The sequence below is a fragment of the Mesorhizobium sp. M7A.F.Ca.US.005.03.1.1 genome (genome assembly GCF_003997975.1).
GTDB lineage: Bacteria > Pseudomonadota > Alphaproteobacteria > Rhizobiales > Rhizobiaceae > Mesorhizobium > Mesorhizobium ciceri.
The window spans coordinates 41,910-68,908 of sequence record NZ_RZRO01000024.1 but is presented as its reverse complement, the minus strand read 5'-3'; the positions used below and the strand labels follow the sequence as shown (position 1 = coordinate 68,908).

28 protein-coding genes and 1 tRNA gene are annotated in these 26,999 nt (G+C 62.6%); 19 read left to right on the top strand and 10 right to left on the bottom strand.

The window, feature by feature from the left end; translation table 11 throughout:
• Positions 1 to 522: MFS transporter (locus EN990_RS13290; protein WP_127388311.1), on the top strand; the 522-nt coding region annotated here is incomplete at its 5' end.
• Positions 523 to 530: 8 nt separating this feature from the next.
• Here the strand turns inward: EN990_RS13290 and EN990_RS13285 are convergent.
• Positions 531 to 1,103 carry an NADPH-dependent FMN reductase gene (locus EN990_RS13285; protein WP_013532242.1) on the bottom strand — a complete coding sequence of 191 codons (573 nt, stop codon included), beginning with the start codon at positions 1,101 to 1,103 and terminating at the stop codon, positions 531 to 533.
• Positions 1,104 to 1,307: 204 nt separating this feature from the next.
• Here EN990_RS13285 and EN990_RS13280 point away from each other — a divergent pair, with 204 nt between their 5' ends.
• The 5 genes from EN990_RS13280 (at position 1,308) to EN990_RS13260 (ending at position 7,500) form a co-directional block, all read left to right on the top strand.
• Positions 1,308 to 2,219, top strand: a complete 912-nt coding sequence (locus EN990_RS13280) for an ABC transporter substrate-binding protein (protein WP_013532241.1) — start codon at positions 1,308 to 1,310, stop codon at positions 2,217 to 2,219.
• A 55-nt stretch (positions 2,220 to 2,274) separates the two neighbouring features.
• Positions 2,275 to 3,438 (top strand): ABC transporter permease, encoded by a 1,164-nt coding sequence (locus tag EN990_RS13275; RefSeq protein WP_127384580.1) that lies wholly within the window; start codon positions 2,275 to 2,277, stop codon positions 3,436 to 3,438.
• Positions 3,435 to 4,373 (top strand): ABC transporter ATP-binding protein, encoded by a 939-nt coding sequence (locus EN990_RS13270; RefSeq protein ID WP_127369762.1) that lies wholly within the window; start codon positions 3,435 to 3,437, stop codon positions 4,371 to 4,373. The genes EN990_RS13275 and EN990_RS13270 overlap by 4 nt, the downstream gene beginning before the upstream one ends.
• Positions 4,370 to 5,119: an ABC transporter permease gene (locus tag EN990_RS13265; RefSeq protein WP_013532238.1), complete on the top strand. Its 750-nt coding sequence runs from the start codon at positions 4,370 to 4,372 to the stop codon at positions 5,117 to 5,119. Before EN990_RS13270 ends, EN990_RS13265 begins: the two co-directional genes overlap by 4 nt.
• Positions 5,120 to 5,358: 239 nt before the next feature.
• Positions 5,359 to 7,500 (top strand): sodium-translocating pyrophosphatase, encoded by a 2,142-nt coding sequence (locus EN990_RS13260; RefSeq protein ID WP_013532237.1) that lies wholly within the window; start codon positions 5,359 to 5,361, stop codon positions 7,498 to 7,500.
• A gap of 272 nt (positions 7,501 to 7,772) precedes the next feature.
• Here the strand turns inward: EN990_RS13260 and EN990_RS13255 are convergent, their stop codons facing one another.
• On the bottom strand, positions 7,773 to 8,285 hold the full coding sequence (locus tag EN990_RS13255) for an outer membrane protein assembly factor BamE (protein ID WP_013532236.1): 513 nt from the start codon (positions 8,283 to 8,285) through the stop codon (positions 7,773 to 7,775).
• 114 nt (positions 8,286 to 8,399) lie between these two features.
• Between EN990_RS13255 and EN990_RS13250 the strand changes: the two genes are divergently transcribed.
• The 8 genes from EN990_RS13250 (at position 8,400) to EN990_RS35485 (ending at position 13,590) form a co-directional block, all read left to right on the top strand.
• Positions 8,400 to 8,948 (top strand): ubiquinol-cytochrome C chaperone family protein, encoded by a 549-nt coding sequence (locus EN990_RS13250; RefSeq protein ID WP_063167769.1) that lies wholly within the window; start codon positions 8,400 to 8,402, stop codon positions 8,946 to 8,948.
• The gene (locus EN990_RS13245; protein WP_027162417.1) at positions 8,945 to 9,493 is read left to right on the top strand and encodes a DUF177 domain-containing protein; all 549 of its coding nucleotides are present in this window, start codon (positions 8,945 to 8,947) and stop codon (positions 9,491 to 9,493) included. The genes EN990_RS13250 and EN990_RS13245 overlap by 4 nt, the downstream gene beginning before the upstream one ends.
• A gap of 112 nt (positions 9,494 to 9,605) precedes the next feature.
• Complete coding sequence (gene plsX / locus EN990_RS13240) at positions 9,606 to 10,676, top strand: phosphate acyltransferase PlsX (protein WP_024504675.1); 1,071 nt, start codon at positions 9,606 to 9,608, stop codon at positions 10,674 to 10,676.
• A gap of 9 nt (positions 10,677 to 10,685) precedes the next feature.
• Positions 10,686 to 11,657 carry a beta-ketoacyl-ACP synthase III gene (locus tag EN990_RS13235; RefSeq protein ID WP_024504674.1) on the top strand — a complete coding sequence of 324 codons (972 nt, stop codon included), beginning with the start codon at positions 10,686 to 10,688 and terminating at the stop codon, positions 11,655 to 11,657.
• A gap of 103 nt (positions 11,658 to 11,760) precedes the next feature.
• Entirely contained in the window at positions 11,761 to 12,084 is a 324-nt protein-coding gene (locus EN990_RS13230; protein ID WP_013532231.1) for an integration host factor subunit alpha, read from the top strand.
• Positions 12,085 to 12,209: 125 nt separating this feature from the next.
• Positions 12,210 to 12,749 (top strand): MerR family transcriptional regulator, encoded by a 540-nt coding sequence (locus EN990_RS13225; protein WP_063167770.1) that lies wholly within the window; start codon positions 12,210 to 12,212, stop codon positions 12,747 to 12,749.
• 85 nt (positions 12,750 to 12,834) lie between these two features.
• Positions 12,835 to 13,137: a hypothetical protein gene (locus EN990_RS13220; RefSeq protein ID WP_013532229.1), complete on the top strand. Its 303-nt coding sequence runs from the start codon at positions 12,835 to 12,837 to the stop codon at positions 13,135 to 13,137.
• A 105-nt stretch (positions 13,138 to 13,242) separates the two neighbouring features.
• Complete coding sequence (locus EN990_RS35485; protein ID WP_164753443.1) at positions 13,243 to 13,590, top strand: hypothetical protein; 348 nt, start codon at positions 13,243 to 13,245, stop codon at positions 13,588 to 13,590.
• A gap of 89 nt (positions 13,591 to 13,679) precedes the next feature.
• Here the strand turns inward: EN990_RS35485 and EN990_RS13210 are convergent, their stop codons facing one another.
• Positions 13,680 to 14,294 (bottom strand): hypothetical protein, encoded by a 615-nt coding sequence (locus EN990_RS13210; protein WP_027162415.1) that lies wholly within the window; start codon positions 14,292 to 14,294, stop codon positions 13,680 to 13,682.
• On the opposite strand from EN990_RS13210, the gene EN990_RS36120 reads away from it, so the two are divergent.
• From EN990_RS36120 to EN990_RS13190, 4 genes are all read left to right on the top strand, one after another.
• On the top strand, positions 14,275 to 14,859 hold the full coding sequence (locus EN990_RS36120) for a helix-turn-helix transcriptional regulator (RefSeq protein WP_245460911.1): 585 nt from the start codon (positions 14,275 to 14,277) through the stop codon (positions 14,857 to 14,859). The genes EN990_RS13210 and EN990_RS36120 overlap by 20 nt on opposite strands.
• A gap of 187 nt (positions 14,860 to 15,046) precedes the next feature.
• Positions 15,047 to 15,508 (top strand): YbaK/EbsC family protein, encoded by a 462-nt coding sequence (locus tag EN990_RS13200; RefSeq protein ID WP_127368450.1) that lies wholly within the window; start codon positions 15,047 to 15,049, stop codon positions 15,506 to 15,508.
• 223 nt (positions 15,509 to 15,731) lie between these two features.
• A complete protein-coding gene (locus tag EN990_RS13195; RefSeq protein ID WP_127368451.1) occupies positions 15,732 to 16,664 on the top strand; it encodes a hypothetical protein in 933 nt (310 codons plus the stop codon).
• 134 nt (positions 16,665 to 16,798) lie between these two features.
• On the top strand, positions 16,799 to 17,257 hold the full coding sequence (locus tag EN990_RS13190) for a hypothetical protein (protein ID WP_127368452.1): 459 nt from the start codon (positions 16,799 to 16,801) through the stop codon (positions 17,255 to 17,257).
• Positions 17,258 to 17,538: 281 nt separating this feature from the next.
• On the opposite strand, the gene EN990_RS13185 is transcribed toward EN990_RS13190, so the two are convergent.
• From EN990_RS13185 to EN990_RS13165, 5 genes are all read right to left on the bottom strand, one after another.
• Positions 17,539 to 17,615: transfer RNA gene (locus EN990_RS13185), tRNA-Pro, on the bottom strand.
• 56 nt (positions 17,616 to 17,671) lie between these two features.
• On the bottom strand, positions 17,672 to 18,940 hold the full coding sequence (locus tag EN990_RS13180) for an O-antigen ligase family protein (RefSeq protein ID WP_127368453.1): 1,269 nt from the start codon (positions 18,938 to 18,940) through the stop codon (positions 17,672 to 17,674).
• Positions 18,937 to 20,472, bottom strand: coding sequence for an undecaprenyl-phosphate glucose phosphotransferase (locus tag EN990_RS13175; RefSeq protein WP_013532222.1), 1,536 nt, complete (start codon positions 20,470 to 20,472; stop codon positions 18,937 to 18,939). The genes EN990_RS13180 and EN990_RS13175 overlap by 4 nt, the downstream gene beginning before the upstream one ends.
• Positions 20,473 to 20,566: 94 nt before the next feature.
• Positions 20,567 to 21,697 carry a glycosyltransferase family 4 protein gene (locus tag EN990_RS13170; protein WP_127368454.1) on the bottom strand — a complete coding sequence of 377 codons (1,131 nt, stop codon included), beginning with the start codon at positions 21,695 to 21,697 and terminating at the stop codon, positions 20,567 to 20,569.
• A gap of 10 nt (positions 21,698 to 21,707) precedes the next feature.
• Positions 21,708 to 22,271: a polysaccharide biosynthesis/export family protein gene (locus EN990_RS13165; RefSeq protein WP_013532220.1), complete on the bottom strand. Its 564-nt coding sequence runs from the start codon at positions 22,269 to 22,271 to the stop codon at positions 21,708 to 21,710.
• Positions 22,272 to 22,531: 260 nt separating this feature from the next.
• Here EN990_RS13165 and EN990_RS13160 point away from each other — a divergent pair, with 260 nt between their 5' ends.
• Positions 22,532 to 24,802, top strand: coding sequence for an exopolysaccharide transport family protein (locus EN990_RS13160; RefSeq protein ID WP_127388310.1), 2,271 nt, complete (start codon positions 22,532 to 22,534; stop codon positions 24,800 to 24,802).
• Between the two features lie 46 nt (positions 24,803 to 24,848).
• Here the strand turns inward: EN990_RS13160 and EN990_RS13155 are convergent, their stop codons facing one another.
• Together EN990_RS13155 and EN990_RS13150 are read right to left on the bottom strand one after the other, a co-directional pair.
• Complete coding sequence (locus tag EN990_RS13155; RefSeq protein ID WP_027162411.1) at positions 24,849 to 25,685, bottom strand: GNAT family N-acetyltransferase; 837 nt, start codon at positions 25,683 to 25,685, stop codon at positions 24,849 to 24,851.
• Positions 25,686 to 25,689: 4 nt separating this feature from the next.
• Positions 25,690 to 26,913, bottom strand: a complete 1,224-nt coding sequence (locus tag EN990_RS13150) for a GNAT family N-acetyltransferase (protein ID WP_064995436.1) — start codon at positions 26,911 to 26,913, stop codon at positions 25,690 to 25,692.
• Between the last annotated feature and the right edge of the window lie 86 nt (positions 26,914 to 26,999).

Sequence of the window (26,999 nt, the reverse complement as noted above, 5' to 3'; positions counted from 1 at the left end):
GTCGGCAGCTACGCGCTGATGAGCTTCGTCATGACGGGCGCACCGCTGGCCATGGTCGGCTGCGGACTGTCGGAGACCGACGCGACGCTCGGCATCTCCTGGCACGTCATGGCGATGTTTGCGCCAAGCTTCTTCACCGGCTCGCTGATCCATCGCTTCGGCGCCGAACGCATTGTGACCACCGGCCTGATCCTGCTCATCGGCTGCGCCATTGTCGCTCTGTCGGGCCTGGCGCTGTGGCAGTTCTGGACGTCGCTGATCCTGCTAGGCCTTGGTTGGAACTTCGGCTTCATTGGCGCGACCGCAATGGTGGCCTCCACCTACCGGCCGTCGGAAAAGGGCAAGGTGCAAGGCTTCCACGACTTCGTCCTGTTCGGCTCCGTCGCCTGCGCCTCACTGATGTCGGGCATGGTCTACAACGCCTGGGGCTGGGAGATGCTGAACTGGATAGTCTTTCCGGTCACCGTCCTGTGCTTCGTGGCGCTGGGCGCGCTGAAGCTGACGAGCGCGCGCCCGGCTTGACGCCAAACCTATGCGTCCGGCGGCAACACCTGAAGCACCCTCGCTATGAACATATGGAACTCAGCCATGTAGTTGCGCAGGAAGTCCTCGGTGGATTCGACCGTCACTTCGCCGTCGTCCGTTATCAGTCCCGGCGTGAACTGGATATAGGCTTCCGGCGCATTCATCTGGGGTGAGTTGCAGAAGCTCAGAACGCTGCGCAGGCTTTGTTGGGCGACAGCGGTTGCGATGGCGCCCGGCGATGTTCCGATGACGGCGGACGGTTTGCGCGCGAATGAATTCTTTCCATAGGGGCGGCTCGCCCAGTCGATCGCGTTCTTTAATCCGCCAGGGATCGAGCGGTTGTACTCCGGGGTAACGAACAGGACGGCCTGAACGGACGCGATCGCCTTTTTGAAATCCCGGGCGACCGGCGGGAAATCCGCATCATAGTCGTAGCTGTAAAGAGGCAGATCCCTGAAGGCGATTTCCGTCATTTCAAGTTCCGGAGGAGCCAGTTGAACGAGCGCCTTCGCGAGCTTGCGGTTGATGGATTCCCGGGCAAGACTTCCGATGAGGTAGCCGACTTTGTGTATGGCCATGACACGCTCTCCGTGTTTGCCACCCGCACTCTATGGCATTATCCGCCAGATGGCAGCAGATCGCCAGCGTCGCCTCAAAATCGGCCTTCCGAACAAAAATATTGCGCCGATCCCCCTTGTTATGAAACCGTGTGCCCCGACTGGCCGTTGAAGCCATGCTCATATGCGGTCATCGCGTTTCGGTTCATAGCTAGGGGTTCCACAATGTTTTCAGTCAAGTTTCTGGCCGGCGCGGCATTGGCGCTCGGCATCACGGTGGCTTCCGCCAATGCCCAGGTGGTTGTCTCTTCGAAGATCGACACCGAGGGCGGCGTGCTCGGCAACATCATCCAGCTCGTCCTCAACGCCAACAACATCAAGACATCAGACCGTATCCAGCTCGGCGGCACGCCGGTGGTGCGCAAGGCGATCACCGCCGGCGAGATCGACATCTATCCCGAATACACCGGCAACGCCGCCTTCTTCTTCGAGAAGGCCGACGACCCGGTCTGGAAGGATGCCGCCAAGGCCTATGAAACGGCCAAGAAGCTCGACTACGACGCCAACAAGATCGTCTGGCTGTCGCCGTCGCCCGCAAACAACACCTGGGCGATCGCGCTGCGCAAGGAAGTCGCCGAGACCAACAAGCTCGCCACGCTCACCGACTTCGGCAAATATGTCGCGGGCGGCGGTCAGGTGGTGCTGGCGGCTTCCGCCGAGTTCGTCAATTCGGCGGCTGCACTGCCGGCCTTCCAGACCACCTATGGCTTCACGCTGAAGCCGGACCAACTGATCACTCTCTCGGGCGGCGACACCGCGGCAACCATCGCCGCGGCCGCCAACCAGACCAACGGCGCCAATGCGGCCATGGTCTACGGCACCGATGGCGGCATCGCACCGTCCGGGCTCGTCGTGCTCGACGACGACAAGGGCGTGCAGCCGGTCTACCAGCCGGCGCCGATCATCCGCGAAGCGGTGCTGAAGCAACATCCCGAGATCGAGACGCTGCTGAAGCCGGTCTTCGCCAAGCTCGACCTCGTCACGCTGCAGGAGCTGAATGGTCGCGTGCAGGTCGGCGGCGAGCCGGTCAAGGGCGTCGCCGAGGACTTTTTGAAGAAGAACGGCTTCCTGAAGTAGGACGATTCCGGCGCGCCGCTTTCGTGGCGCGCCGGATCGACTGACGGGGGAGGGCGTGAACATCCGCTTCGACAAGCTCGGCGTGGTCATCGCCGCTATATCAGCCTACGCGGCTTTTGCCGCGCCCTTTGCCACGTTCCGTGCCAACCGCATCGTCCCCGGCCAGGCGCGCTCAATTCTCGAGGCGCTGCCGGCAACCACCGGGACGCTGCTGCTCGTCATGATCGTCGCCGCAGCACTCATCGCGCTGTTCAAGACACCGCTTTCGCTGCGCCTTGCCGCCGGCGTGGTGGCGCTTGCCGCGCTCGCGCTGCTGATCGGCGTCGCCGGAACATTCCTCACGCCGGAGGGCAACACCTTTGCGAGAGTTTCGCCGGCTTCCGGTTTCTGGATTCTGATCTTTGCCTTCACGCTTTTGCTCGCCGATGTGCTGACACGGCTGGACCTGTCGCCATTGGCACGAGTTGGCGTGCTTGCGGTCTCGGCTTTGGCGATCGGGCTGCTGTTGATTTCGGGAAGCTGGGACAATCTGTCGATCCTGAAGGAATATTTCAACCGCGCCGACAGTTTCTGGGCGGAGGGCTCCAAGCATGTAACGCTGGCGCTAGGGTCGCTGCTTGCGGCAGTGGTCGTCGGCCTGCCGGTCGGTATTCTCTGCCATCGCGTCGAGAATCTGCGCGCCGGCGTTCTCAACGTGCTCAACATCATCCAGACCATTCCCTCGATCGCGCTGTTCGGCCTGCTGATCGCGCCGCTCGGCTGGGTGGCCACGCATGTGCCGGGGGCTGCCGCGCTCGGCATTCGCGGCATCGGCACAGCCCCCGCCTTCGTCGCGCTGTTCCTTTATTCGCTGCTGCCGGTGGTGGCCAACACCGTGGTCGGTCTCGCTGGCGTGCCGCGCGCCGCCAACGACGCGGCACGCGGCATGGGCATGACCGACAGGCAGCGCCTGTTCGGCGTCGAGTTTCCGCTGGCTTTTCCCGTCATCCTCACCGGCATCCGCATCGTCTTGGTGCAGAACATCGGCCTCGCCACCATTGCCGCGCTGATCGGCGGCGGCGGTTTCGGCGTATTCGTCTTCCAGGGTGTGGGCCAGACGGCGATGGACCTTGTGCTGCTCGGCGCGGTGCCAACGGTCGCGCTCGCCTTTGCCGCCGCCATCATCCTCGATGCGGTGATCGAAATGACCGCCACCAGGCGCAGGGTTGAAACGGCATGATCGAGATCGAAGGCATTACCAAGCGCTATGACGCGACGACCGTGGTCGATGACGTGTCGATGGTCATCGAGCCGCGCACCATCGCCGTCATTGTCGGCACGTCCGGGTCCGGCAAGACGACGCTGCTGCGCATGATCAACCGGCTGGTCGAGCCGACCTCGGGCATCATCAAGCTCGACGGCGCCGACAATCGTTCGCTGCCCGGCTATGAGCTGCGCCGCAGCATCGGCTACGCCATCCAGGGCCACGGCCTGTTCCCGCATCGCACGGTGGCGCAGAACATTGCCACCGTGCCGGTGCTGCGCGGTTGGGACAAGGACCGCATCAAGGCCCGGGTCGACGAACTGATGACGCTCTATCAGCTTGACCCCGAAGCCTTCGGGCCGCGCTATCCGCACGAACTGTCCGGCGGCCAGCAACAGCGCGTCGGCGTTGCCCGCGCGCTCGCCGCCGAGCCCAACGTGCTGTTGATGGACGAACCGTTCGGCGCCCTCGACCCGATCATCCGCAACAAGGCGCAGGAAGATCTGCTGGCGATCCAGAAGCGCTTCGGCACCACCATCATCCTGGTCACCCACGACATGGAAGAGGCCGTGCATATGGGCGACAAGATCGCGGTCATGGATGCCGGCAAGCTGGTGCAATACGCCAAGCCCGCCGAGATCCTGGCAAAGCCGGCAAGCGCCTTCGTCGAGACCCTGGTCGGCGCCAGCGAAAGGCCGTTCCGGCTGCTGTCGCTCGGTCGGGTCCGCGATGCCGTGGAGAAGGGCTCCGCCGAAGGCGAGGCGATCCCCGGCGACGCCAGCCAGCGTGACGCGCTGGCCGAATTGTTGTGGACGGGCCGGCCGGCGCTGCCGGTCAAAGGCGCCGATGGCAAGCCGCTTGGCCGCGTCACCGTCGACGGGCTGGTGAAGCGCGCGGCGAGGCCCGCATGAAGGCCTGGCTTCCATCGCTGCTCAGACTTGCCCTGGTGATGCTGCTCGTTGCCTTCGTCACCAATCCCGGCTGGTTCGTGCCGCTGCTGAAGCCGCTGACCGAAAACAATGCGCCGGTGATCTACAACCAGGGCAGCCTGCTGACGCTGACATTGCTGCATTTGCGCACGGTTCTGATCGCCACCGTGGCAGCAACCATCGTTGCGGTGGCGCTTGCCATCCTGGTCACCAGGCCCGCCGGCGCCGAATTCCTGCCGCTGTCGCGCAGCCTGGTCAACATCGGCCAGACCTTTCCGCCCGTGGCGGTGCTGGCACTCGCCGTGCCGGCCGTCGGCTTCGGCGAGAAGCCGACACTGATCGCGCTGTTTCTCTATGGCCTGCTGCCGATCTTCGAGAACGCGCTGACCGGCCTGACGACGCTACCTGCCAACGTCGTCGAGGCGGCGCGCGGCGCCGGCATGACCGGTTGGCAAAGGCTCACCAAGGTCGAGCTGCCGCTCAGCGCCCCGATCATTCTCGGCGGCATCAGGCTGTCGGTGGTGATCAGCCTTGCCACGGCGACCATCGGTTCGACCGTGGCAGCCAAAACGCTGGGCGAAGTGATCATCGCCGGGTTGTTATCCAACAATCTCGCCTTCATCCTGCAGGGCGGCCTGATCGTGGCAGCCCTTGCCGTGCTGATCTATGACGGCCTGTCGGCCATAGAGCGCTACACGGCGCGCCGGATGGGCCGGGAGGCAGAGTAGCCACGCCCTGCGTCAGGGCTAATTTCAATCGATCTAATCGCAGGGTGCTGACGGCAGCCGCCGCCTGGTCCCAACCATTTGGGCGAAAGCCGGGCAAAAACCGAACAATATCTTGACGTTCGCAGCCCTGTTTCGCATACACCGCTGCGAAGAGGCGGATTCCGTGCTCGGAATCCGGTCTTTGTCTCAACGGCCCAGGGAGGGGTTCTTTTGGGCCATCAATCGAGGAAAATCCGGCAATGACAATTATTTCCGCCGTCATCGCCTGCGGCCTGCTTTCAATCCTTTACGCCATCTGGGCGACACGTTCGGTCCTTGCGGCCGATCAGGGCAATGCACGCATGCAGGAAATCTCCGCGGCTATCCGCGAGGGCGCACAAGCCTATCTGGCGCGTCAGTACACCACCATCGCCATCGTTGGCGTCGTCGTCCTCGTGCTCGCCTGGTGGTTGCTGTCCATCACCGCCGCGATCGGCTTCCTGATCGGAGCGGTGCTTTCAGGCGCCGCCGGCTTCATCGGCATGCATGTCTCCGTTCGCGCCAACGTTCGCACGGCGCAGGCCGCATCGAACAGTCTCGCTGCCGGCCTCGACATCGCGTTCAAATCGGGCGCCATCACCGGCATGCTGGTTGCTGGCCTCGCCTTGCTCGGCGTGTCGATCTACTACCTCATCCTGACCCACTTCATGGGCCTCCAGCCCAATGACCGCATCGTCATCGACTCGCTGGTCTCGCTCGGCTTCGGCGCATCGCTGATCTCGATCTTCGCTCGTCTCGGCGGCGGCATCTTCACCAAAGGCGCCGACGTCGGTGGCGATCTCGTCGGCAAGGTCGAAGCCGGTATTCCCGAAGACGATCCGCGCAACCCGGCCACGATCGCCGACAATGTCGGCGACAATGTCGGCGACTGCGCCGGCATGGCCGCTGACCTGTTCGAAACCTATGCGGTGACTGTCGTCGCCACCATGGTTCTGGCTGCCATCTTCTTTGGCGGGACCGCCGTGTTGGGTGCGGCCATGCTTTATCCGCTCGCCATCTGCGGCGCCTGCATCCTGACCTCGATCGTCGGCACCTTCTTCGTCAAGCTCGGTTCCAACGGCTCGATCATGGGCGCACTCTACAAGGGCCTGATCGTCACTGGCCTGCTGTCCATCGTCGGCCTCGGCGTCGCCACCCAGGTGACGCTCGGCTGGGGTGAGGTCGGCACGGTCGCCGGCATGGTCATCACCGGCAAGAACCTGTTCATCTGCGGCCTGATCGGCCTCGTGGTGACCGGTCTCATCGTGGTCATCACCGAATACTACACCGGCACCAACAAGCGCCCGGTCAATTCCATCGCCCAGGCGTCGGTCACCGGTCACGGCACCAACGTCATCCAGGGCCTCGCGGTCTCGCTGGAATCGACGGCGCTGCCGGCGATCGTCATCGTCGGCGGCATCATCTCGACCTATCAGCTTGCCGGCCTCTTCGGTACGGCGATCGCGGTCACGACGATGCTCGGCCTTGCCGGCATGATCGTTGCGCTCGATGCCTTCGGCCCGGTCACCGACAATGCCGGCGGCATCGCCGAAATGGCCGGCCTGCCCAAGGAAGTGCGCCACTCCACCGACGCGCTCGACGCGGTCGGCAACACCACCAAGGCGGTGACCAAGGGCTACGCCATCGGCTCCGCTGGTCTCGGCGCATTGGTGCTGTTTGCCGCGTACTCGAACGACCTGAAGTTCTTCGCCGCCAATGGCGACAAATATCCCTACTTCCAGGGCATGGGCGAGATCTCCTTCGATCTCTCCAACCCATACGTCGTCGCCGGCCTGATCTTCGGCGGGCTGATCCCGTATCTGTTCGGCGGCATCGCCATGACGGCCGTCGGCCGTGCGGCGGGCGCCATCGTCGAGGAGGTGCGCAAGCAGTTCCGCGAGGATCCGGGCATCATGGCCGGCACCTCGAAGCCGAACTACGCCCGCGCGGTCGACCTTCTGACCAAGGCGGCAATCAGGGAAATGATCATCCCGTCGCTGCTGCCGGTGCTGGCGCCGCTCGTCGTCTATTTCGGCGTGCTGCTCATCTCGGGCTCGAAGGCGTCCGCCTTTGCAGCGCTGGGTGCCTCGCTGCTCGGCGTCATCGTCAACGGCCTGTTCGTCGCCATCTCGATGACCTCTGGCGGCGGCGCCTGGGACAACGCCAAGAAGTCCTTCGAAGACGGCTTTGTCGACAAGGACGGCGTCAAGCATCTCAAGGGTTCCGAGGCGCACAAGGCTTCGGTGACCGGTGACACGGTCGGCGATCCCTACAAGGACACCGCTGGCCCCGCCGTCAACCCGGCGATCAAGATCACCAACATCGTCGCGCTCCTGCTGCTGGCCGTGCTCGCGCACGGCTGATCTAGGCTTCAGCCCGAAACAACCCGCGGGAGCGATCCCGCGGGTTTTTTGTTGAGCAATGCCATGTCGACGCGTCAACAAGCCGATCTCTTGCATACGGTAAATGCGCCGGTATCTCATCTACCGGCTTGGGTTTCGACGGCTTAAGCATCGCCGGCAAACATACGGGGATCTTGCCCTGATCGAGGCCACAACAAAAACCCGCAGGATCGCTCCCGCGGGTTTTTGGTCGCCTGAGATGATGAGGCTCCCGGAATGGAAGCCGAAAGGAATTAGGCGCCGCCGCCCGGAATGCTGGGTGCCAGCTTGCTGGCACCGTTGATGATCTGGCTGAGGAAGTTCTGGTCCTTGCCGCCGGTCGGTGTGGTGCGTGAGATGAAGTCGAACATCTTGCCGTCCTTCATCCCGTAATTGGCGATCTGGGTGACGCGGCCATCGGCGCCGAAATAGACCGCCAGCACATGCTGATCAATGAGCCGTGGCTTGTCGAAGGCGACGTAGCGCTTGCGCGTCTGCGAAATGTAATAGAAGGCCTCGTTGTCGAAGGTCGCGGTCGTCGACGGCGTGCCGAGCGCCAGAAGCACCTGCTCGCGGCTCGAACCGACCGGCACCAGGTCGATTGCCTGCTGGTCTATGACGTAACCTTGCGTCAGCGTCTCACTCGGGCTGAGGTCGCCGATCATCTTGGAGGTGTGGCAGGCCGATAGTGCCGAAACGATCATCAGCAGCGAGATCGCGCCGGCGGGCCTGGACGAGAAGGTCGACTTGAAATTCAGCGCGCGCAACAACAACTCCATTAGCTGGCCGCAACTTGCGCTGGGCCGCGAAACCGGTAAACCAGCTTGCTTGCCGATGCAACAAGCCCACTTCAACAAACGGTCCCCAGGAGACCATCCCCAATGTTCCAGCGCTTTTTTGGCCGCGAACGCTACGCCAACCGCGCTATCACCGAGGCGCTTTACGCACAAATCGTGGCGGCGGCGCGGCAGACGGTGTTTTATTCCCACTGGAATGTGCCAGACACGCCGCTTGGCCGTTTCGAGATGCTGTCGCTGCACATGTTCCTGTTCCAGCACAGGTTGCGCGGTGAGAGCGGTGCGGCGCAAGAGGTCGCCCAGGTGCTGATCGACGAGTTCTTCCTCGACGTCGACCATTCGTTGCGGGAATTGGGCATTGGCGACGTTGGCGTGCCCAAACGCATGAAAAAGCTGGCAAAGATGTTTTATGGCCGAACCGCTGCCTATGACGATGCCCTGGAAAGAAACGACCATGAAGCGCTGACCGCGGCTCTTGCCCGCAATGTCCGGCCCGACGCGGGCGCCTGGCTGGAGGCATCGCTGCTGGCCAACTATGTTACCGACGCGCGCAATCATCTGGCCGCGCAGACATCCGAATCGATTGTCTCCGGCACGCTGACCTTTCCCGCCGCCAAGGAGGTTGAACAATGAAGCATGTGGACCCGCAAAGCCCGGTCTCCTTCCGTGCAAACATCACGCGCCTGCCGCAAAAGGGCCTGCCGCTGGTTATCGAAGCCGATGCCGCACAGCGTGCGGCACTGGCCGAGGAGCACGGGTTGATTTCGGTCGAATCCTATCGCGCCGAGCTTCTGGTCGCGTCGTGGAAGCGCAATGGCGTGAAGATAAGCGGTCGTGTCGAAGCCGACATCACCCAGGCCTGCATCGTCACGCTCGAGCCTGTCGAAGCGCATATCGACGAACCGGTCGAAGCGCTTCTGCTGCCCGAGGATTCCAAGCTTGGACGGCAGGGTTTCGATGGTGGCGGCGAGATCCTGCTCGACGCGGAAGGCCCTGACAGTCCAGAGACATTTTCCGGTGACACGATCGATGTCGGGGCACTCGCCGAACAGTATTTCGGGCTCGCCATCGACCCCTATCCGCGTAAGCAGGGCGCATCGCTCAACGCCGGCAGCGAGACCGAACCGGCGGAGAATGAATTTCAGCAAAAACTGCGATCCTTGCTGGGAAAATCCTGAAAAGCTCGCCCGCGACGGAAAAGTCGGTTGTGTGGCAGCCCAAAACCGTTATTTTCGCCGAACCTTCGCGGTCGCTAAACGACCTGCCGCCTAACCGTGAGACAAATACCGCGTGATCAGGATTTCCATCGATGCCATGGGCGGCGATCACGGACCAGCCGTGGTCATTCCAGCGCTCATGACGGTCGCGACCCGTCGTCCCGACATCCGCTTCGTCATCTTCGGGCGTGAGGAGGTCGTGCGCCCGGAGCTCGCCAAATTTCCCAAGCTTGCCGAGATCAGCGAATTCTTCCATTGCGAAATTGCGGTCAGGATGGACGACAAGCCGAGCCAGGCGCTGCGCCACGGCCGCTGGAAGTCATCGATGTGGAAGGCCGTCGAAGCGGTCAAGGCCGGCACGGCCGACGCCTGCATTTCCGCGGGCAACACCGGTGCGCTGATGGCGATGTCGAAATTCTGCCTGCGCACCATGGCCACCATCGATCGCCCGGCGATCGCAGCCCTTTGGCCGACATTGCGCGGCGAAAGCGTGGTGCTGGACGTCGGCGCGACCATTGGGGCCGATGCGCAACAGCTCATCGATTTTGCCATTCTCGGCACCGGCATGGCGCGCTCGGTCTTCGGCATAGCCCGGCCCAGCGTCGGCCTGCTCAATGTCGGCGTCGAGGAGATCAAAGGCCAGGAAGAGGTCAAGGAGGCGGGGCGCATGCTGCGCGAAGCCAACATGGCCTCGATGAACTATCACGGTTTCGTCGAGGGCGACGATATCGGCAAGGGCACGGTCGACGTTGTGGTGACCGAGGGCTTCGCCGGCAACATCGCTCTGAAGACCGCGGAAGGCACGGCGCGCCAGATAGCGGGTTATCTGCGCGCCGCGATGAGCCGCACCCTGATGGCCAGGATCGGCTACGTCTTCGCTAAGGGCGCCTTCAACCGCTTGCGCGAAAAGATGGATGTCGGCCGCTCCAATGGCGGCGTTTTCCTGGGGCTGAGCGGGATCGTCGTCAAAAGCCATGGCGGTGCTGATTCTGACGGGTTCGCCGCCGCGATCGAACTCGGCTATGACATGGTCCGCAACAACCTCCTCGACCGTATCGAGGCCGATCTGGACCTGTTTCATGCGCGCAACCCGCGCGCCCTGTCATCTAGGAAATCCGACGTCGTCACCGACGCAAAGGAATAGGAAAGAACTTTGATCAGATCAGTCGTGCGCGGCACGGGCGCCGCGCTGCCCCGCCGAATCATGAAGAATGCCGATTTCGAAGGCATGGTCGAGACCTCCGACGAGTGGATCGCCCAGCGCACCGGCATTCGCCAGCGCCACATCGCGGGCGATGACGAGACGACGGCTTCGCTGGGGGAAGCGGCGGCACGTGCCGCACTTGCCAATGCGGGCCTCACGCCCGCCGACATCGATCTGATCGTGCTGGCGACCTCGACGCCCAACAACACGTTTCCGGCCACCGCCGTCGAGATCCAGAACCGGCTCGGTATGCATCACGGCTTTGCCTTCGACATGCAGGCGGTCTGTTCGGGTTTCGTCTATGCCGTGACCACCGCCGATCTCTACATCCGCGGCGGCCTGGCCAAGCGTGTCCTGGTGATCGGGTCCGAAACATTCTCGCGCATTCTCGACTGGAGCGACCGGTCGACCTGTGTGCTGTTCGGCGACGGCGCCGGTGCCATGATCCTGGAAGCGGGCGAGGGCGCGGGCACGATCGCCGACCATGGCGTTCTGGCGGCCAGCCTGCGCTCCGACGGCACGCACAAGGACAAGCTTTTTGTCGATGGCGGGCCGTCGACGACGGGTACGGTCGGCCATCTCCGGATGGAGGGCCGCGAAGTCTTCAAGCACGCGGTCGGCATGATCACCGACGTCATCGAGGCGACGTTTGCGCAAGCCGGTATCTCAGCCGAGGATCTCGATTGGTTCGTGCCGCACCAGGCCAATAAACGAATTATTGACGCTTCCGCCAAGAAGCTCGGGATAGCTGAGCAAAAGGTGGTGGTTACGGTCGATTTGCACGGTAACACCTCGGCTGCTTCCGTGCCGTTGGCGCTGTCGGTGGCCGTTGCCGACGGCCGCATCAAGAAGGGCGATCTCGTCCTCCTGGAAGCGATGGGTGGCGGCTTCACCTGGGGCGCTGTCCTGGTTCGCTGGTAAGTGCCGAACGGTCCAGTTTCGGTCCTTGACCTTGACGGATCAATTACTTAGGCTCTGCCGTTGTTGTGCCGAATTTTATGTTTTGAGCTGATGGGACGGTCGCATGGGGGGAAAGACACTTACGCGCGCCGACCTTGCCGAGGCAGTTTACCGGAAGGTCGGCCTGTCGCGCACTGAATCGGCCGAACTCGTCGAAGCGGTGCTGGATGAAATCTGCGAAGCCATCGTGCGCGGCGAAACGGTGAAGCTGTCGTCCTTCGCGACATTCCACGTCCGCTCCAAGAACGAGCGTATCGGCCGCAATCCCAAGACCGGCGAGGAAGTGCCGATCCTGCCGCGTCGGGTGATGACCTTCAAGTCGTCCAACGTGCTGAAGAGCCGTATCTTGCGCTCCCATCAGAGCGGCAAGGCCAAAAGCGGCAAGTAATCCTACTGCGCGGTTGAAAACCGCCGCCGCCATGACGCCGGGCTTGAATATTGCTTCATAAACCGCTGAAATAAGCCCCGATTCGGCAGCTAGGCCGGATCATCGTCCAGCGTGAGGATTCGCCCATGGACAAGAGCCCCGACGCCTTTCGTACCATCAGCGAGGTCGCCGAAGATCTCGATTTGCCGCAGCATGTGCTGCGCTTCTGGGAAACGCGTTTCAACCAGATCAAGCCGATGAAGCGCGGCGGCGGCCGTCGTTACTACCGGCCGCAGGATGTCGAGCTGATCAAGGGCATCCGCCACATGCTCTACGACCAGGGCTACACCATCAAGGGCGTGCAGAAGCTGTTGCGCGAGAACGGCAACCATTTCCTGGTTGCCATCGGCAATGGCGACATGGCCGCCGTCGAGGCGATCTCGCAGCGAAGGCAGGCTGACCAGGTGCCGCTGACGCCGGCGGCCCAGCCGCGCAGCATGGACGACGAACTGGTCGGCCAGCCGCGCGTCAAACCCAGCCGTCGCTTTTTCGGCCTGGGCAAGAGCGACGAGGACGGTCCGGTGCAGCCGGATGCATCGAAACTCTCGCGCGACAACAGGGCCTTGCTGCAGGAGGCGCTGTTCGACCTCCTGGAATGCAAGCGCCTGCTTGATCAGGTGCGCTGACCGCAGCCCGACGCGATAGTTCGAAACCGGAACCCGTCTTCCGGTGAGGCGTTACGTTTCCTTCTGCAAGTGAAGGAAACACATCATGGCATCATTTTCGACCCTCTCGGACATCGATCTCGACAGGCAGGTCGCGGCTCTCACCAAAGAACTGGCCAGCTTGAAGAGGGCTGTGGCAAGGCGAGGCGGCGCCTACTACGAGGACGGTCGCGATGCAGCCTTCGACACCTATTCCGATCTTGCGGGGCGTCTGCGCGACGCCATGCCGGCACTGCGCAAACAGGGCAGGGTGATCGAGAGGTCGGCCCGCGACCATCCGGCGGCTGCCGCTGCTGTCGGCCTTGTGGTGCTCGGTCTTGTCGCCAGTCTGCTGTTCAGCCGGCGCTGAGGCGGTGCTTCTGATGGTGGAGATAGCTGGCGCCGTCATTCGACGAACTTGGTGCGCCCAAATCGTGTCGAGCTGACGCGCCGCAATGCCAAGGGACGACCGGCCTTGGACAGGGAAGCCAAGGCCGGTCTTCTCGGTGGCAGTCTGCGGTGCTTAGGCCTTGTTTCCGATCACATGGTGGTGGTGGCGGTGATGATGGTGATGGCGGACATGGTGGCGATGATGATGGTGGTGACGATGATGCTTTGCCATCGGCGCCGCATCCGCACTCGTCGCACCGATGACGGGCACCGTGAAAGCCAATGCAACTGCAAGCCCGAGGGCCGAGAGGAGGGACTTCTTCATGGATCGTTTCCTTTTGTTTCGCGGGCGCATATGGATCGGGGCGATAGCCCGCCCGCCGCGAATGGAATTACGCGCCTGAATTTTTTCGTCAGTATTTCCCGATTGTAGAATTTTGTTTCTGGACTGTTTCTGCCCAATCCAGCCTCCCGCCACCATGCACGGCAAGATCGAGAGGCGGCCATTGGCCGCCTGTCCGACTACATCGGCGGCACGACGCCGTTGGTTCCGACCACGACGCGGCTGGCGCTGAGTGCGCCGTCACTGCCCCGCTCAGCGGTGACAAAGACCGTCGCACCCGGCTTGAGGTCGGTCGGCGTCGCCGGCGCGAAGGTGACGACAGGGGTGGTGTCGGGAATCGAAATCTTCTTGGTCTGGCCATTGTCATAGGTCAGCGTGACGGATCGCCCGCTTATATCGGTAACATCGGCGACGGTGCCGTTGGTCATCCGGCTGTTTGGCTGCAGGTCCCAGGGGCGGTCACCCTCGCCAGTGCCTTTCAGCGCGGCCGGGAAGACCACCACCTCCAGGGCGCCGCTGCCGCCATCCGCTTTCGATACGGAGGCAATGCCGAGGAAATCGCCCTGCTTGATGTCCGTTGCCGAGGCGTTGGCGACGCCCGAGATCTTCCAGCCGGCCTTGAGCTTGATCGCGTCGGTATCGCCCTGGCGGGTTTTCACGGTGAGCAGCGTGGGCTTAAAACTGACCACCGTGCCGCGCACACGAAGCGCGCCTGCGGCTTGGGCGGCGCCCGCGCCGGCGACGGAAAGGCTGGAAATCGTGCCGAGCACGACCATGACTGTCTTCAAGTTCATTGCAAAAAATCCTTCCGGGAGAGAACTGGCTGGAACCGGATGGTTTCGCGCCAGCGACCCGGAGATAACGAATGGGCGCGGCGAAACTGCCGGCAAAAGGCCAATCAGGCCTTCAAAACAACTTGATCGCGACGTGTGCGCCAGAGGCCGCGCCAGGCACCCGGTTCACGATCCCGTGACGGCCATTTTGGCCCTTGGCAAATCACCAGTGAGAGGGCATCTTCCCGACCGTCTCAGGCAACACTCCTCATTTGATCAAACTCTTTCAGTCATGGAGTTGCCAATGCCCCATAATGCGAAAAGCGAACCCCACTCCGAACCGGCAACCAACGGGAGCGGGCCAGATTACAACACCCTCAGAGCGATGCGGGAGACCCGCGGTTACAGCGTGGAAGAGCTCTCCCTGACATGCGGCCTGGCGGTGGACGAGATTGAGGATATCGAAAGCGGCAGAGTGACCGATCCGTCGAAGCTGCGTCGTATTGTGTCCGCGCTTCACCTTCCCCAGGAAGCTCTGATCACCCCGGCTGCGCCGCCGGCGGCGCAAGGTCGATCGCTGGCGTAGACCCGCACCAGGCATTCCAGAGAACCCGCCAAGGCCCTCTTGGCGGGTTTCTTTGTACCTGCCGCAGCGTCTGCTTCAGCCTGGCGCTTGCCGATTTGTATGCCGCGCGTGCTTATATGCGCGGCGGCCCCGGCTGCTGGACAGCAATCCGCCGTCCTTCAAGTTTTTGAACCATGGGTTTTTCGATATGAGCCTGGACTCCGTTCGTGCGTTCTTCGCCGCCCACGCGCCTGACATCGACGTCATCGTCACGGAGGCGAGCTCGGCGACGGTGACCCTGGCGGCCGAGGCGCATGGCGTGCTGCCGGCGCAGATCGCCAAGACGATCTGCCTGCGCGTCGGCGACCGCACCATGCTGGTGGTGACCAGCGGCATCGCCAGGCTGGACAACCGCAAGTTCAAGGACCAGTTCGGCGGCAAGCCGCGCATGCTCGACGCGGCGGAAGTTGTCGAAGCGACGAGCCACCCGGTCGGCGGCGTCTGCCCGTTCGGCCTGCCGGCGCCGCTGCCGGTCTATTGCGACGTATCGCTGCGCGAATTTGACGAGGTCGTGCCCGCGGCAGGCGCCACCAATGCGGCGGTGCGGATCAGCCCGCAGCGCATGGTTGAGCTAATCGGCGCCGAATGGGTCGATGTGTGCCAGGGGTAGCCCCTCGACGCTTTGGGATGGAAAGTTCACGACGCATCTCGCGTCATTAACTTGGAGGATACGCCGCCCGGCGCATTGACATCACGGTATCCTGCAGCCAGCAGGGCGGCCGCGACATCGGCGGCTTCTATCCCATCAAGCAGACCCCGATGCTTGATCGATCTGGACTTAGGCTTTGCTTTCCTGCGAGCACAGCTGAGGATCGCGCTGAGGCGCGTTGGGTATGGTCCCTGTTGCGGGGACCCTGTGGAAAGCGTGCGCCCATGACGAATCTCGTCATGTCAGCCAAGTGAATCGGCTATTTGTATTGGTGATTGCCGGCGGCAATCCACCAAAGGATGCGCAGTTCAAGGATTCTTCCGTGGTAAACAGCATTTCGAGGGCGATAATTTTGACGGCCGCAGTCTTTCTTGCTGTTAGCGCCATCTGGCAAGGTGCACATGATGCTTGCAGTCCTGTTGCGCATTACGGACTCTGCCAGTTCTCCTCCAATTTCCACTGGGAGTGGCTGTATGACTACCAAACACTAATCGCGGGCTTGGTTGCTTTGGCTGGCGCCTGGTGGGGCGTGCGCGCAATCAATATGCAAATGAGGCAGGAGATTTGTCTTGAAGCCGAGAGGCTGGCAAGCCGCAGAGCGGCAGCCCGCGCCACTCTGCCGCTATCGCTAAGCCTCCTTTCCGAATACGCCGAAGAGTGCGCCTCGATACTAAGAAGCCTGCTAGACAGGTGTGTTGATGGATCGCTTCCACGATCAGTCAAAGTAAAAGATTTTCCTACGCCTCCGGCCGAAGCAATTCAGGCTTTTAAGGAAATGACGGAGGTGTCGCTTCCGACCGACAGGGAAACATTGGCGGCCACTCTGACGAAAATACAGATTCAGAGGTCGAGGATAAGCTCGATAGTCCCCAAAAGGCGCCCGGAGCGAATGATCGTGGCGGCCGCCAATTTGGAAGAATACATTCTCGACGCTGCCGAAATTTACGCGCGGTCCGCTGCGCTGTACGATTACGCGAGGCGTAAAACCGAAAAAATTCCAGATGCAGTAGTTACCATAGATTCGCAGATCAGCGCGCTCAATAACCTTGGGATTTTTGACGAACTGCGAGAGAGGCTGGTGGCTACGCTGAGAAGACGAGCCAAGCAGCCGGATTAGACCCGCCCTCACTTCCAGGCGGCAAGCTGCCGCTGATGTTGCTATCATTCAAAGAACGGTAACGCCAAGCCAGCGCATTGCCGTTCATCCTGCGCTGAGATCGCCGCGCCATAAGAGATAGGGGCTTCCTAAGCATGCACCCGCTTCAATTCCTCAAGGACTTCGTAGAACCATCGGTTGCCGAGTGGGCGGCCCAGGACCTGAGCGTGCGGCATGCCATAATCGCACTGGGTGAAATTGATAATCTAGCCGAACACTTCATCCGGCACACTAATCCAATCGCGCAAAAAGTCAGCTTGGAGCGGGATTCCCTCGGCTCGGCCGTGCCTGCGTTGGCCATCGCACGGGACATACACGACACTCACAAGCACGGAGCACTAGGCAGAAAAACAGCAACGATCACTCGGGGCCAAAAACCAACCAAAGCTCAGCGCGGTGGGGGATTTTCAGCTGAAACGTTCAGTTCAGGATTCGATATTGGTGAGCCTGCTCTTGTGGTGACAGAGGATGACCAGACCCGGCAATTCTTGGATGACGTTATTGGGGAGGCCATGAGGTATTGGCGAGCCGAGATTGCGAAGCTCCCAGTTTAGCAGGGAATGGATCTCGTAAAATGCTTTGAGCTCCGAGCATCCTGCTCATCTGCAGGCGGCGACCAGCCGACATTCTGAAAATCTGCGGGTGCTTTGAAAGACACTGGTTGAGCAAATCTCAGATCGCCAATGCGCACGGATGCAGAACATCCAACTGTCCAGTTCGGGACTTTTCTCGGGAGTCCTGTTCCGAGACTGGCGATTTGAGTGCCCTTCGTTCCGAAAAGGGAAAAGGCGCTTCCGGCGCCTTCGATAAAAACTAGGGGCTTCAAGGAAACTAATGGTCGGAGTGGCCGGATTCGAACCGACGACCCCTTGACCCCCAGTCAAGTGCGCTACCGGGCTGCGCTACACTCCGGACCGGTCGCGATGTATCGTGATAACCCCGTGCGGGTCAACCGAATTCCGCGACTTTTATCCCGCTGCGATTGCCGGTGCCGGCGAGCCCTGAAAGGCAGGCCGCAACAACCGCTGGTGCCTGTATTCCAGAGCGATGGCGCCCCAGATCAGGCCGAGCAGCAGGTACACGTGGCGCCAGTGGTCGATGTCGATGAAGGTGCCGAGCCCGATATTGCCGATGAAGGCGACATAGGCGCACAGGAGATAGGGCTGCCACGGCCGGTCGCGCAGCAGGATGCGGAAGCCGGCTGCTATCGTCCACAAGACGAGCGCGAGGAACGACACGAAGCCGAGCCAGCCATAATCCATCAGCATCTTCAGCCAGATGTCGTGGGTGTCTTCACCGAAGATCGTGCCGAAGACCAGCGGGCCGATGCCGAACGGATGCTCCATCGCCATCTGGAAGCCGATGCCGTAGCGGGCGAAGCGGCCGAGCCGGGCGGTGTCGTAGCTCTGTTCGAGATGGGCACGGTTGGAGAACATCTCCGACACGCCGGGCAGCTGCAGGATGACGATCATGGCGACGACCAGCAGCGCCAGTGCTGCAATCGTCATCACCACCACGCGCAGCCGGAACATGCCGCTGGCGCTCTGCAGGAACAGGCAGCCGGTGAGCAGGACGGCCGAAACGGCGAACATGCCCCAGGCGCCGCGCGAAAAGGAGAAGAAGATGCCGGCGGTGATGATCAGCAGTGGCACCGCCAGCAGCGGCATGCGCGTCACCGGTCCGGTCAGGAGCAAATAGAGCAGATAGATGCCGGGCAGCACCAGGAACGGTCCAAACACGTTCGGATCCTGGAAGGCGCCGGCGGCACGGTCGTATTTGGTGAACATCTCGGCGCCCGGAAAGGCATGGAAGTAGCCTGCAATGCCAAGCAGCGAGGTGGCCACGGCCGAAACCACATAGGCAATGAAGATCAATCGGTAGAGGCTCGGCTGTACGGCTGTGATCGATGCGAAGAACACCGCGCTGAAGGCGAGAAACAGCGACACGGCGAGATAGAGCGGCGTGTTGGCGAGGTCCGCCATCTGCGTCATGGAGATCATGCCGCCGATGTTCATCGTCACCAGCAGCACCAGCAGCGGCGTTGCCGCGCGGGAAATCCGCAAGCCGAAAAGCGCCCAGATGGCAATCAGCCCCGCCATGTAGAGCTCATAGGGCGCCGGCTCGCTGATGACGAAGCCGGACAGCAGAATGCCGATGAAGACCGCGCCCGAGGAAATCAGCGCGACCAGCTTGGCGTTGACCACGACCTGCGGCAGATCATGGCTGATCGCGCTCAATAGGCGTTTTCCGTATTGAGCAGCCGGAGCGGCGTCAGGAACAGGATCCGCAAATCGAACAGCAGCGACCAGTTCTCGATGTAGTAGAGATCATACTCCGTGCGCATGCGGATCTTCTCGTTGGTGTCCATCTCGCCGCGCCAGCCATTGATCTGCGCCCAGCCGGTGACGCCGGGCTTGACCTTGTGGCGGGCGAAATAGCCGTCGACGACCTCGTTGTAGAGCAGGTTATGCGACTGCGCGGCGATGGCGTGCGGACGCGGGCCGACCAGCGATAGCGAACCCAGAAGCGAATTGAAGAACTGCGGCAGCTCGTCGATCGAGGTCTTGCGGATGAAGCGGCCGACGCGGGTGACGCGAGGATCGTTCTTGGTCACCGTCTGCTTGGCGGTCGGGTCGGCCTTGTCGGTATACATCGAACGGAACTTATAGACCTCGATGATCTCGTTGTTGAAACCGTGCCGCTTCTGATGGAACAGCACCGGACCCTTGCTGTCGAGCTTGATGGCGATGGCGGTCGCCAGCATCACCGGCGAGAACACGACGATGCCGATCAGGCTGAAGACGATGTCGAAGGCGCGTTTGGCCACCGAATCCCAGTCGTTGATCGGCTTGTCGAAGATGTCGAGCATCGGCACCGCGCCGATGTAGGAATAGGCACGCGGGCGAAACTGCAGTGCGTTGGAATGCGCCGAAAGCCGGATGTCGACCGGCAGCACCCACAGCTTCTTCAGCAACTGCAGAACGCGGGATTCGGCGGTCAGCGGCAGCGACACGATCAGCATGTCGATGCGGGCGATGCGGGCGAATTCAATCAGTTCCGAAATGGTGCCGAGCTTGGGGTAGCCGGCGACGATGGGCGGCGAGCGCTTATCGCCGCGATCGTCGAAGATGCCGCAGATGCGGATATCGTTGTAGGGCTGCTTTTCGACCGAGCGGATCAGGATTTCCGCCGCCTTGCCGCCGCCGACGATGACGGCGCGCCGCTCCATGCGGCCATCGCGCGCCCAGGCCCGGATCAGCTTCGACATTACCAGCCTGAGGCCGAAGATGAGAACGAAGCCGATGACGAACCAGCTGCCCAACAAAAGACGCGAATAGTTTTCCGACATCTTCATGACGAACGCCGTCAGCGCCATGAGGGCGAAAGTGCCGGCCCAGACCAGCAGCACGCGGCCGAAATTGGCGATCGGCCGCATCAGGGCGACGATCTGGTAGCAGTCGGTGACGTCGAGCAGCACCACGGCAAGGAACGACGCGGCGGCGATCGTTACCGGATACTGCCAGGCGAGATAATTGAAGAACCCGACATAATGGAAATAGACGGCGAGCCCGGACAGGAACAGCAAGCCGAATTCGACCATGCGCAGGACGCCGCTGACCATGATCGGCGACATCGTATCGCGCCGGTACTGCGAGGCGACCTGGCGCGCGACATCGTTCATGCCGCTTGGCGTGTCGCCATCGGCCGGGCCGTCGAATTTACGCACCGCCTCTGCTGAAAAGCGGCGCGCGGGGTCGATCTCGTTCATGAGGGCTTTCCGCAAGCTTCCCCTCGGTCATAGCAAAAGAGAGCTAAGAAACCCTTGAAACAACATACGGCTTTGGAACGGCTTGGTCCTGCGCCTACCTGTCGAGCGCGGCGAAATAGGCGTTCTCGATGTCGGCGGCCATCACATCGGCGCCGAAGCGTGCCTTGAGGTCGGCCTCATCCGGCATCAGGTCGCGATAGGCGGCCGGGTCGGCCAGCGCCTGGCTCATCCTTTCGGCGAGCTCGATCGGGTCAGGTCGGATCAGGGCAGGGGAACCGGTGTCGAATATCTCCGGAATGCCGCCGACCGCTGTTGCGATCATCGGCTTTCCCGCGGCAAGCGTTTCCAGGACGATATAGGGCATGGCTTCGGCGCGCGAAGGAACGATGATAAGCGCGGCAAGGGCAAAGGCCTCCCTGGCCGGCATCGGCGGTAGGAAGCGGACATGGCGCTCGAGCCCGAGGCGTTTCACTTGCCCGTGGTAACGCGGTAGGTCGTCGCCGTCGCCGACCATCACCGCGGTCAGCGCGCGGCCGAACCGTGGGCCGGCGAGCGCCAATGCGTCGATGAAGATGTCCGGCCCCTTCAGGTCGCGCATCATGCCGATATAAAGCAGGTCGGCTGCGTCCGGCGCGGTGATCACCGGCTCGAATTCAGTGGCGCGCAGGCCGTTATAGACGAGGGTGTTGGGAATGGGCGGCTCGCCGACCTTGTGGCGATAGGTCCGCCGCTCATAGTCCGAGACAAACAGCAGATAGTCGGTGAAGCGAGCCATGAAGCGCTCGAGCGCGAAGAACAGCTTTCCGGTGGTCGTGTTCTCGTCATAGTGGAGGGAGCCGCCATGCGGCGAATAAAGGCGGGCTACGCGAGACCTTGATACCCGCAACAACGAGCCGAACAGACGGGCATAGGCGCCACCCTTGGCGCCGTGCCCGTGCAGTACGTCCGGCCGCAATTCCTTGATGATCCTGTACGTGCGCCAGGCCGAGGCAAGGTCGCCGGGACCGACGTGGCGCTGCATCGGCGTGCGATGAATGCCGAGCGCCAGCATGTTCTTCATCTGCTCGAACAGATGTTCCTCGAACGCGCCGCCCGTCGTCGAATCGCAGACGATGCCGACGGAATGCCCGGCGGCGACCTGCGCCTCGGTCAGGTCGCGCACATGCCGGAAAATTCCTCCGACGGGTGAGCGAAAGCAATGGACGATCCTGAGCCTGTCCGCCACTTGGTATCTGTCAGAACAGGCGTTCGCGGACGTAGACCGTATCGCCCGGCAGCAGCGGGTCGGAGGTGACCACGCGGCCGGTCATCACCTTGCCGTTGATGTCGCGGGTGATGTCGACGCTTTCCTGGTTGGCGCGCGGCGTGAAGCCGCCGGCAATGGCGATTGCCTTCTGCACCGTCAGGCCGGGGACGTAAGAGTATTGGCCGGCGGCACCCACTTCGCCCATGACGAAGATCGGCCGGTAGCGGTCGATCTCGACCGAAACGTCGGGATCGCGCAGATAGCCTTGCCGCAATTTGTCGGCGATCTCCTTTTCCATCTGCTGCGCGGTGTGGCCGCGCGCCGGTATGGCGCCGACAAGCGGGAAGGAGAGATAGCCGGATTGATCGACGCTGTAGGTGTTGGTCAGCCCGTCCTGCTCGAACACGGTGACGCGGACGCGATCGCCGGCGCCAAGACGATAGGGCTGATCGAGCACCTCATGGAAGGCGGCCGGCGTCGGCCGGTAGCTGGAACAGCCAGCCAGCATCGATACGGCAAGCAGCGCGCGAAACAGGGAAGCAGTGCTTTTCATGACCGGACAAGTACCTTCGACTGGGCCGCTGCGGCGTCGCAGCAAACATCAGGGATCGAGGCCCGTTATCATCCTGTTAGGGTTAATGGCCGGTAAAGGGAGCGGCCGACACGTGGCGCATCGGCAAGAGTTTTTGCGATTTCTGGCGGTTTTGTTTGTCGCCCGCCAGTAAACCCTAACGAAAACTTACCGCGATCTTAACGGCTGAGTTACCATAGTTGTTTACGGTGCGTGCTGACCCAGTATCGGAGTAGGGATGCATGTCCGTTCAGTCCGCGGCCGCAGATGTCGATGTCGATCTCAGGCAGCTCTTCGCCAGCCTGGCGAGGAATTGGCTGCGTATAGGCCTCGTCGTCCTGTTGGCGACCGGGCTGGCCTTTGCTTTCGCCTCGCTGGCAACCCGGCACTACAAGGCCGAGACGCAGGTGGAGATCGCGCCGCGCGAATCCATCTACACGCGGCCGGCCAGCAATAACAACGACACCGACAAGCCTATTCTCGACGAGCAGGGCGTCGCCACCCAGGTCCAGATCATTTCCTCCAACGAAATCCTCAAGCAGGTCTCGCAAAAGCTTGGGCTGGAAAAACTGCCCGAGTTCAATGAAGCGCTCGACATGTCGGCGCTGAGCCGCGCTCTGGTCCTGGTCGGGCTGAAAAGCGACCCGATGGAAATTCCGACGGAAGAGCGCGTGCTCAAGAAAATGCACGAGAAGCTCAACGTCTACGGCGTCGAGAAGACCCGCATCATTGCCATCGAGTTCTCATCGGAAGATCCCAAGCTCGCGGCCGCCATACCGGACGCCATCGCTGCCGCCTATATAGCGGGGCAAGGGGCGGCCAAGCTCGAATCGAACAGCGCCGCGGCAGACTTCCTGGCGCCCGAGATCGCCGACCTGCAGCGGCAGGTCAAGGATGCGGAGGCGAAGGTCGCCGCCTATCGCGCCCAGTCCGATCTTCTGATGGGTGGCAACAATTCGGTGCTGGCCACCCAGCAGCTTTCGGAACTGTCGAGCGAACTGTCGAAAGTGCGCGCCAACCGCGCTGCGGCCGAAGCGACCGCCGACGGTGTGCGCAGGGCGCTGCAGAATGGCGGTTCGCTGGACGCCGTGCCGGAGGTTCTGTCATCGGACCTGATCCAGCGCTTGCGTGAGCGACAGGTCGAATTGCGCTCCAACATCGCCGATCTGTCGACGACGCTGCTTGGAAATCATCCGCGCATTCGCGCGCTGAAATCGCAACTGTCCGATCTCGACGCGCAGATCCGCAGCGAGGCCCAGAAGATCATGAAAGGCCTGTTGATGCAGGCCGAGACGGCAAAGGCCCGCGAGAACCAGCTCGTCGCCGACGTCAACACATTGAAAGCCGCTTCGGCGCAGGCCGGCGAACAACAGGTCGACCTCGACGCACTGCAGCGCGACGCGACCGCCAAGCGACAGCAGCTCGAACTCTACCTGACCAACTACCGCGAAGCCGCTTCGCGCCAGGACCGCAACTATCTGCCGGTCGACGCCCGGATCGCCTCGAAGGCGTCGGTTCCCTCCGAGGCCTATTTTCCGAAGGTGGGGCCCATCGTCGGCGCGGCTTTCGCCGCATCGCTGCTGATCATGGCCATCGTGACGCTTCTGCGGGAGCTGTTCTCAGGCCGCGCGATGCGGCCGGCGAGCGGTTCCCGTTTCGAACGGATCGATGAGGTGGCGATGCCCCATGTGGCGCAGACGCCGGCCGCCAAGCCATTTTTCCGCCCCGAGACTGCCGTCTTCCAGGAAGCCGTCATTCACCAGGAACTGCCTGAACCTGCGCATGAAGCCGATGCGGAGCCTTTTGCCGCTGCGATGCCGGCCATGGCCGAGGCGCCGGATGTGGTCGCAATGCCCGCTACGGCGGCGACAGAGCAAACGGTTGTCGAGCCCGAACCGGCGCGTTCCACCCTGGGCGAGATCGATATCGAAAGGGCTGCCGAAAAGCTGATCGCCAGCGGTGCGGCGCGCGCCATATTCGTCTCGCCGGAAGGCGACGAGGCGGCTGCATCGGCGATCCTGGTGGCGCGCGAAGTCGCCGACGCCGGGCTGCGCGTGCTGTTGCTGGACCTCACCGCGTCGGGGGCCGCCTCGCGGCCGATGCTGGACAGCGGACTTTTTCCCGGCATCACCAACCTGCTCGCTTCGGAAGCGCAGTTCAGTGACGTCATCCATGCCGATCTCTACTCGGACTGTCACGTCATTCCGGTCGAAACCGCCGATCCGGTCCGCGCCATGCGCGCCGCCGACCGGCTGCCGATCATCATGCAATCGCTGACAACGGCTTATGATCTGGTCGTGGTCGAATGCGGACCAGCCGACGCGCAGGGCATCGGCCGTCTGACCGGCGACGCCACCGAGGTTTTTCTCTCCATGCTGGAGGCCGACGACGAGGTGACGCAAGCTGCCGTCAAACTGATCGAGAACGGCTATCCCGACCTGACGCTGGTGACGCCGCTCGGCCACGAACCGCCCGGCAATCCGGTGCCGGGACGGCGCACTGCCGCCGCCTGAGAGAGCCGCGGATCGCCTGGCGGAGCCGTTCAGCGGTTCGCCCGATCTAGCCCAGTTCCAGGGTCGTTACGCCGAACACCCTTTGCAGGTCCAGTTCCGGGGCAGGCCCCTTGTACATGCGCGTGGTGGTGAAGGTCGGCGCAAAGCCGGCCGCATCGAGCGCAGTTATGAAACCGGTGTTATCGGCGGGGACGTCGATATGCAGCTCGCCGCCCTCACAGGCACCGGCCAGTCCCTCCAGGAGTTGCAAAGCGATTTCCATGTCGTCGGCAAACAGCGGGCCGATCTTGAAGCCGGATCGACACCGGCGCGCCACGCCAAAGCCGGTCACGCCGCGCGAACCGATTGCCGCCAACCCATGATGCGGTTCCTGCAGCCATCGCTGCAGGAAGGCCCGCCGCGGCGCCGGAAAACAATGGGCGTCATAGGCGACGACATCGGATAGGAGTTGCGTTGTAATCGTCCGCAACCCATCGGCCCTGGCCGTCGGGCCTGCCTTGCGCCCGGTGAAGCGGATGGTCTCGTAGGCCGGCGCGAAGCCCTTGCGCCGGTAATTGGCCTGCTGCTCGGCGACGCCGTCAAGGCCGACGGTCCGGCCTGCAAGCCTTTTCATGCCGGCGTCCCACACCGTCTTGCCGTAGCCCATGCCGCGCATGTCAGGCCGGGAGATGTAGAGGCCGATGAAGCCGAATTCGCTGCCATAGGCCACGGCCGAAATTGCCGCGACCATGTCGTCGCCGACAAAGGCGCCGATGAAGCCTTCGGGGTCCGCCGCCTGGAGCATCGCCGGGTCTTCAAGACCTGGGTTCCAGCCTTCCGCGGCCGCCCAGTCGACGAGAAGCGCCAGTTCCTGCAGGGACAGTGTGCGGATGATCGGCGTCATTGCGTTAGCTATCTTCTTCCGAGGGCGCCGCCTGGCCGGCGGCTTTGCGGCGCAGTACCTTGGTCAGCTTCCAGATCGTCGGGCTGTTCTTGACGAAGGCTTTCAGCCGCGCGCCTTGCCGAAGCGTCAGCGCCAGCATGCGGCCCTTCACGGTCAAGGGGACCAGCACTTCGAAATGCCGCGTTTCGATATCGCACCACAGCCGCTTGTAAGGCTCATCTCCTACCGAAAAGTCATAGACCTCGAAACCGGTCTCGCAGGCTTCCTGGATGTTGTCGAAGAACAGGAAGTCGCCGGGGCTGGCGTGCCCGAGATCGTCCTCGGCGATCGCTCCGAATTCGCAGATCAGGCGTTTGCCCGAGCGGCTTGAACCGGTAATGGCGCGCAGCTTGCCGGCAACCTCGAGCCCGTGCAGCACGAAGGAAGGCTTGTCCTCGCTAAGTGCTTGCGAAAACAGCGCGCGGAAGAAGCCGCGCACCTGCGCGTCGCCGAAGACGTTGGCGATGCCCATCTTGCGGAAGCGGAGTTCCTTCATCTCGAAGAAGGCGTCGAGCAGCCTGTCGACCTCGTCCGGGGTGCCGGCCTCGATGCGCCGGTGGCTGCCGACGGTCTCGAATTTCCGGATCTGCGACCGGTGCTTCTTGCGTTTGCGTTTGCCGCTGGCGCGAGAAAGCAGCGCATCGAAGCCGCCGGCGAGATCGACGGCCAGCGACAGATTCGGGCTGGAAAAATGGTCAAGCGATGCGAGCGGATTGGCGACGCCGTCGAGATCGGGCAGCAACCGCTCGAGCGCGACCAGATCGATGTCCGGGCGTGCCTCGGCGATGGCCGCCAGCACCGATCGGAGGGCCGGCATATCCACCTTGGCCAGCCAGTTCGGGTCCGCGGCGACGAAGTTGCCGTTGGCGTGGCGCCCACCCATGAAGCGGGCGATCCGGAACGGCCCCTTCGAGGCAATCTCCAGCGCCAGCGAAAAAACCGGTTTGCCCTCGGCACTCAGCGTCGCGACGAGCAGGTCCGGTCGTGTCTCGGCCGCCCAGTTCAGGATCCAGGCAGCACCCTGCGCCGGACCAAACAGAGCCGAGCGGCAGAACTCGGCATAGGCCGCCAGTCCGTCCGTGGACGCCACCGAGATCGACAGGCCGGCACGGTCCCGTGGCAAGGCGCGCGACGATGCCTCGGTCGCCGCAAGCCGATTGCCGTCAAATGACGCAGTTGCGTCAACCATACCTCAATCCTTAGGGCGTATTGGTCGCGATTTGGGGGTTCGCATAGGCGCATTCCGTGCTTGGATCAGCCTAGGCGCAAAAGGTG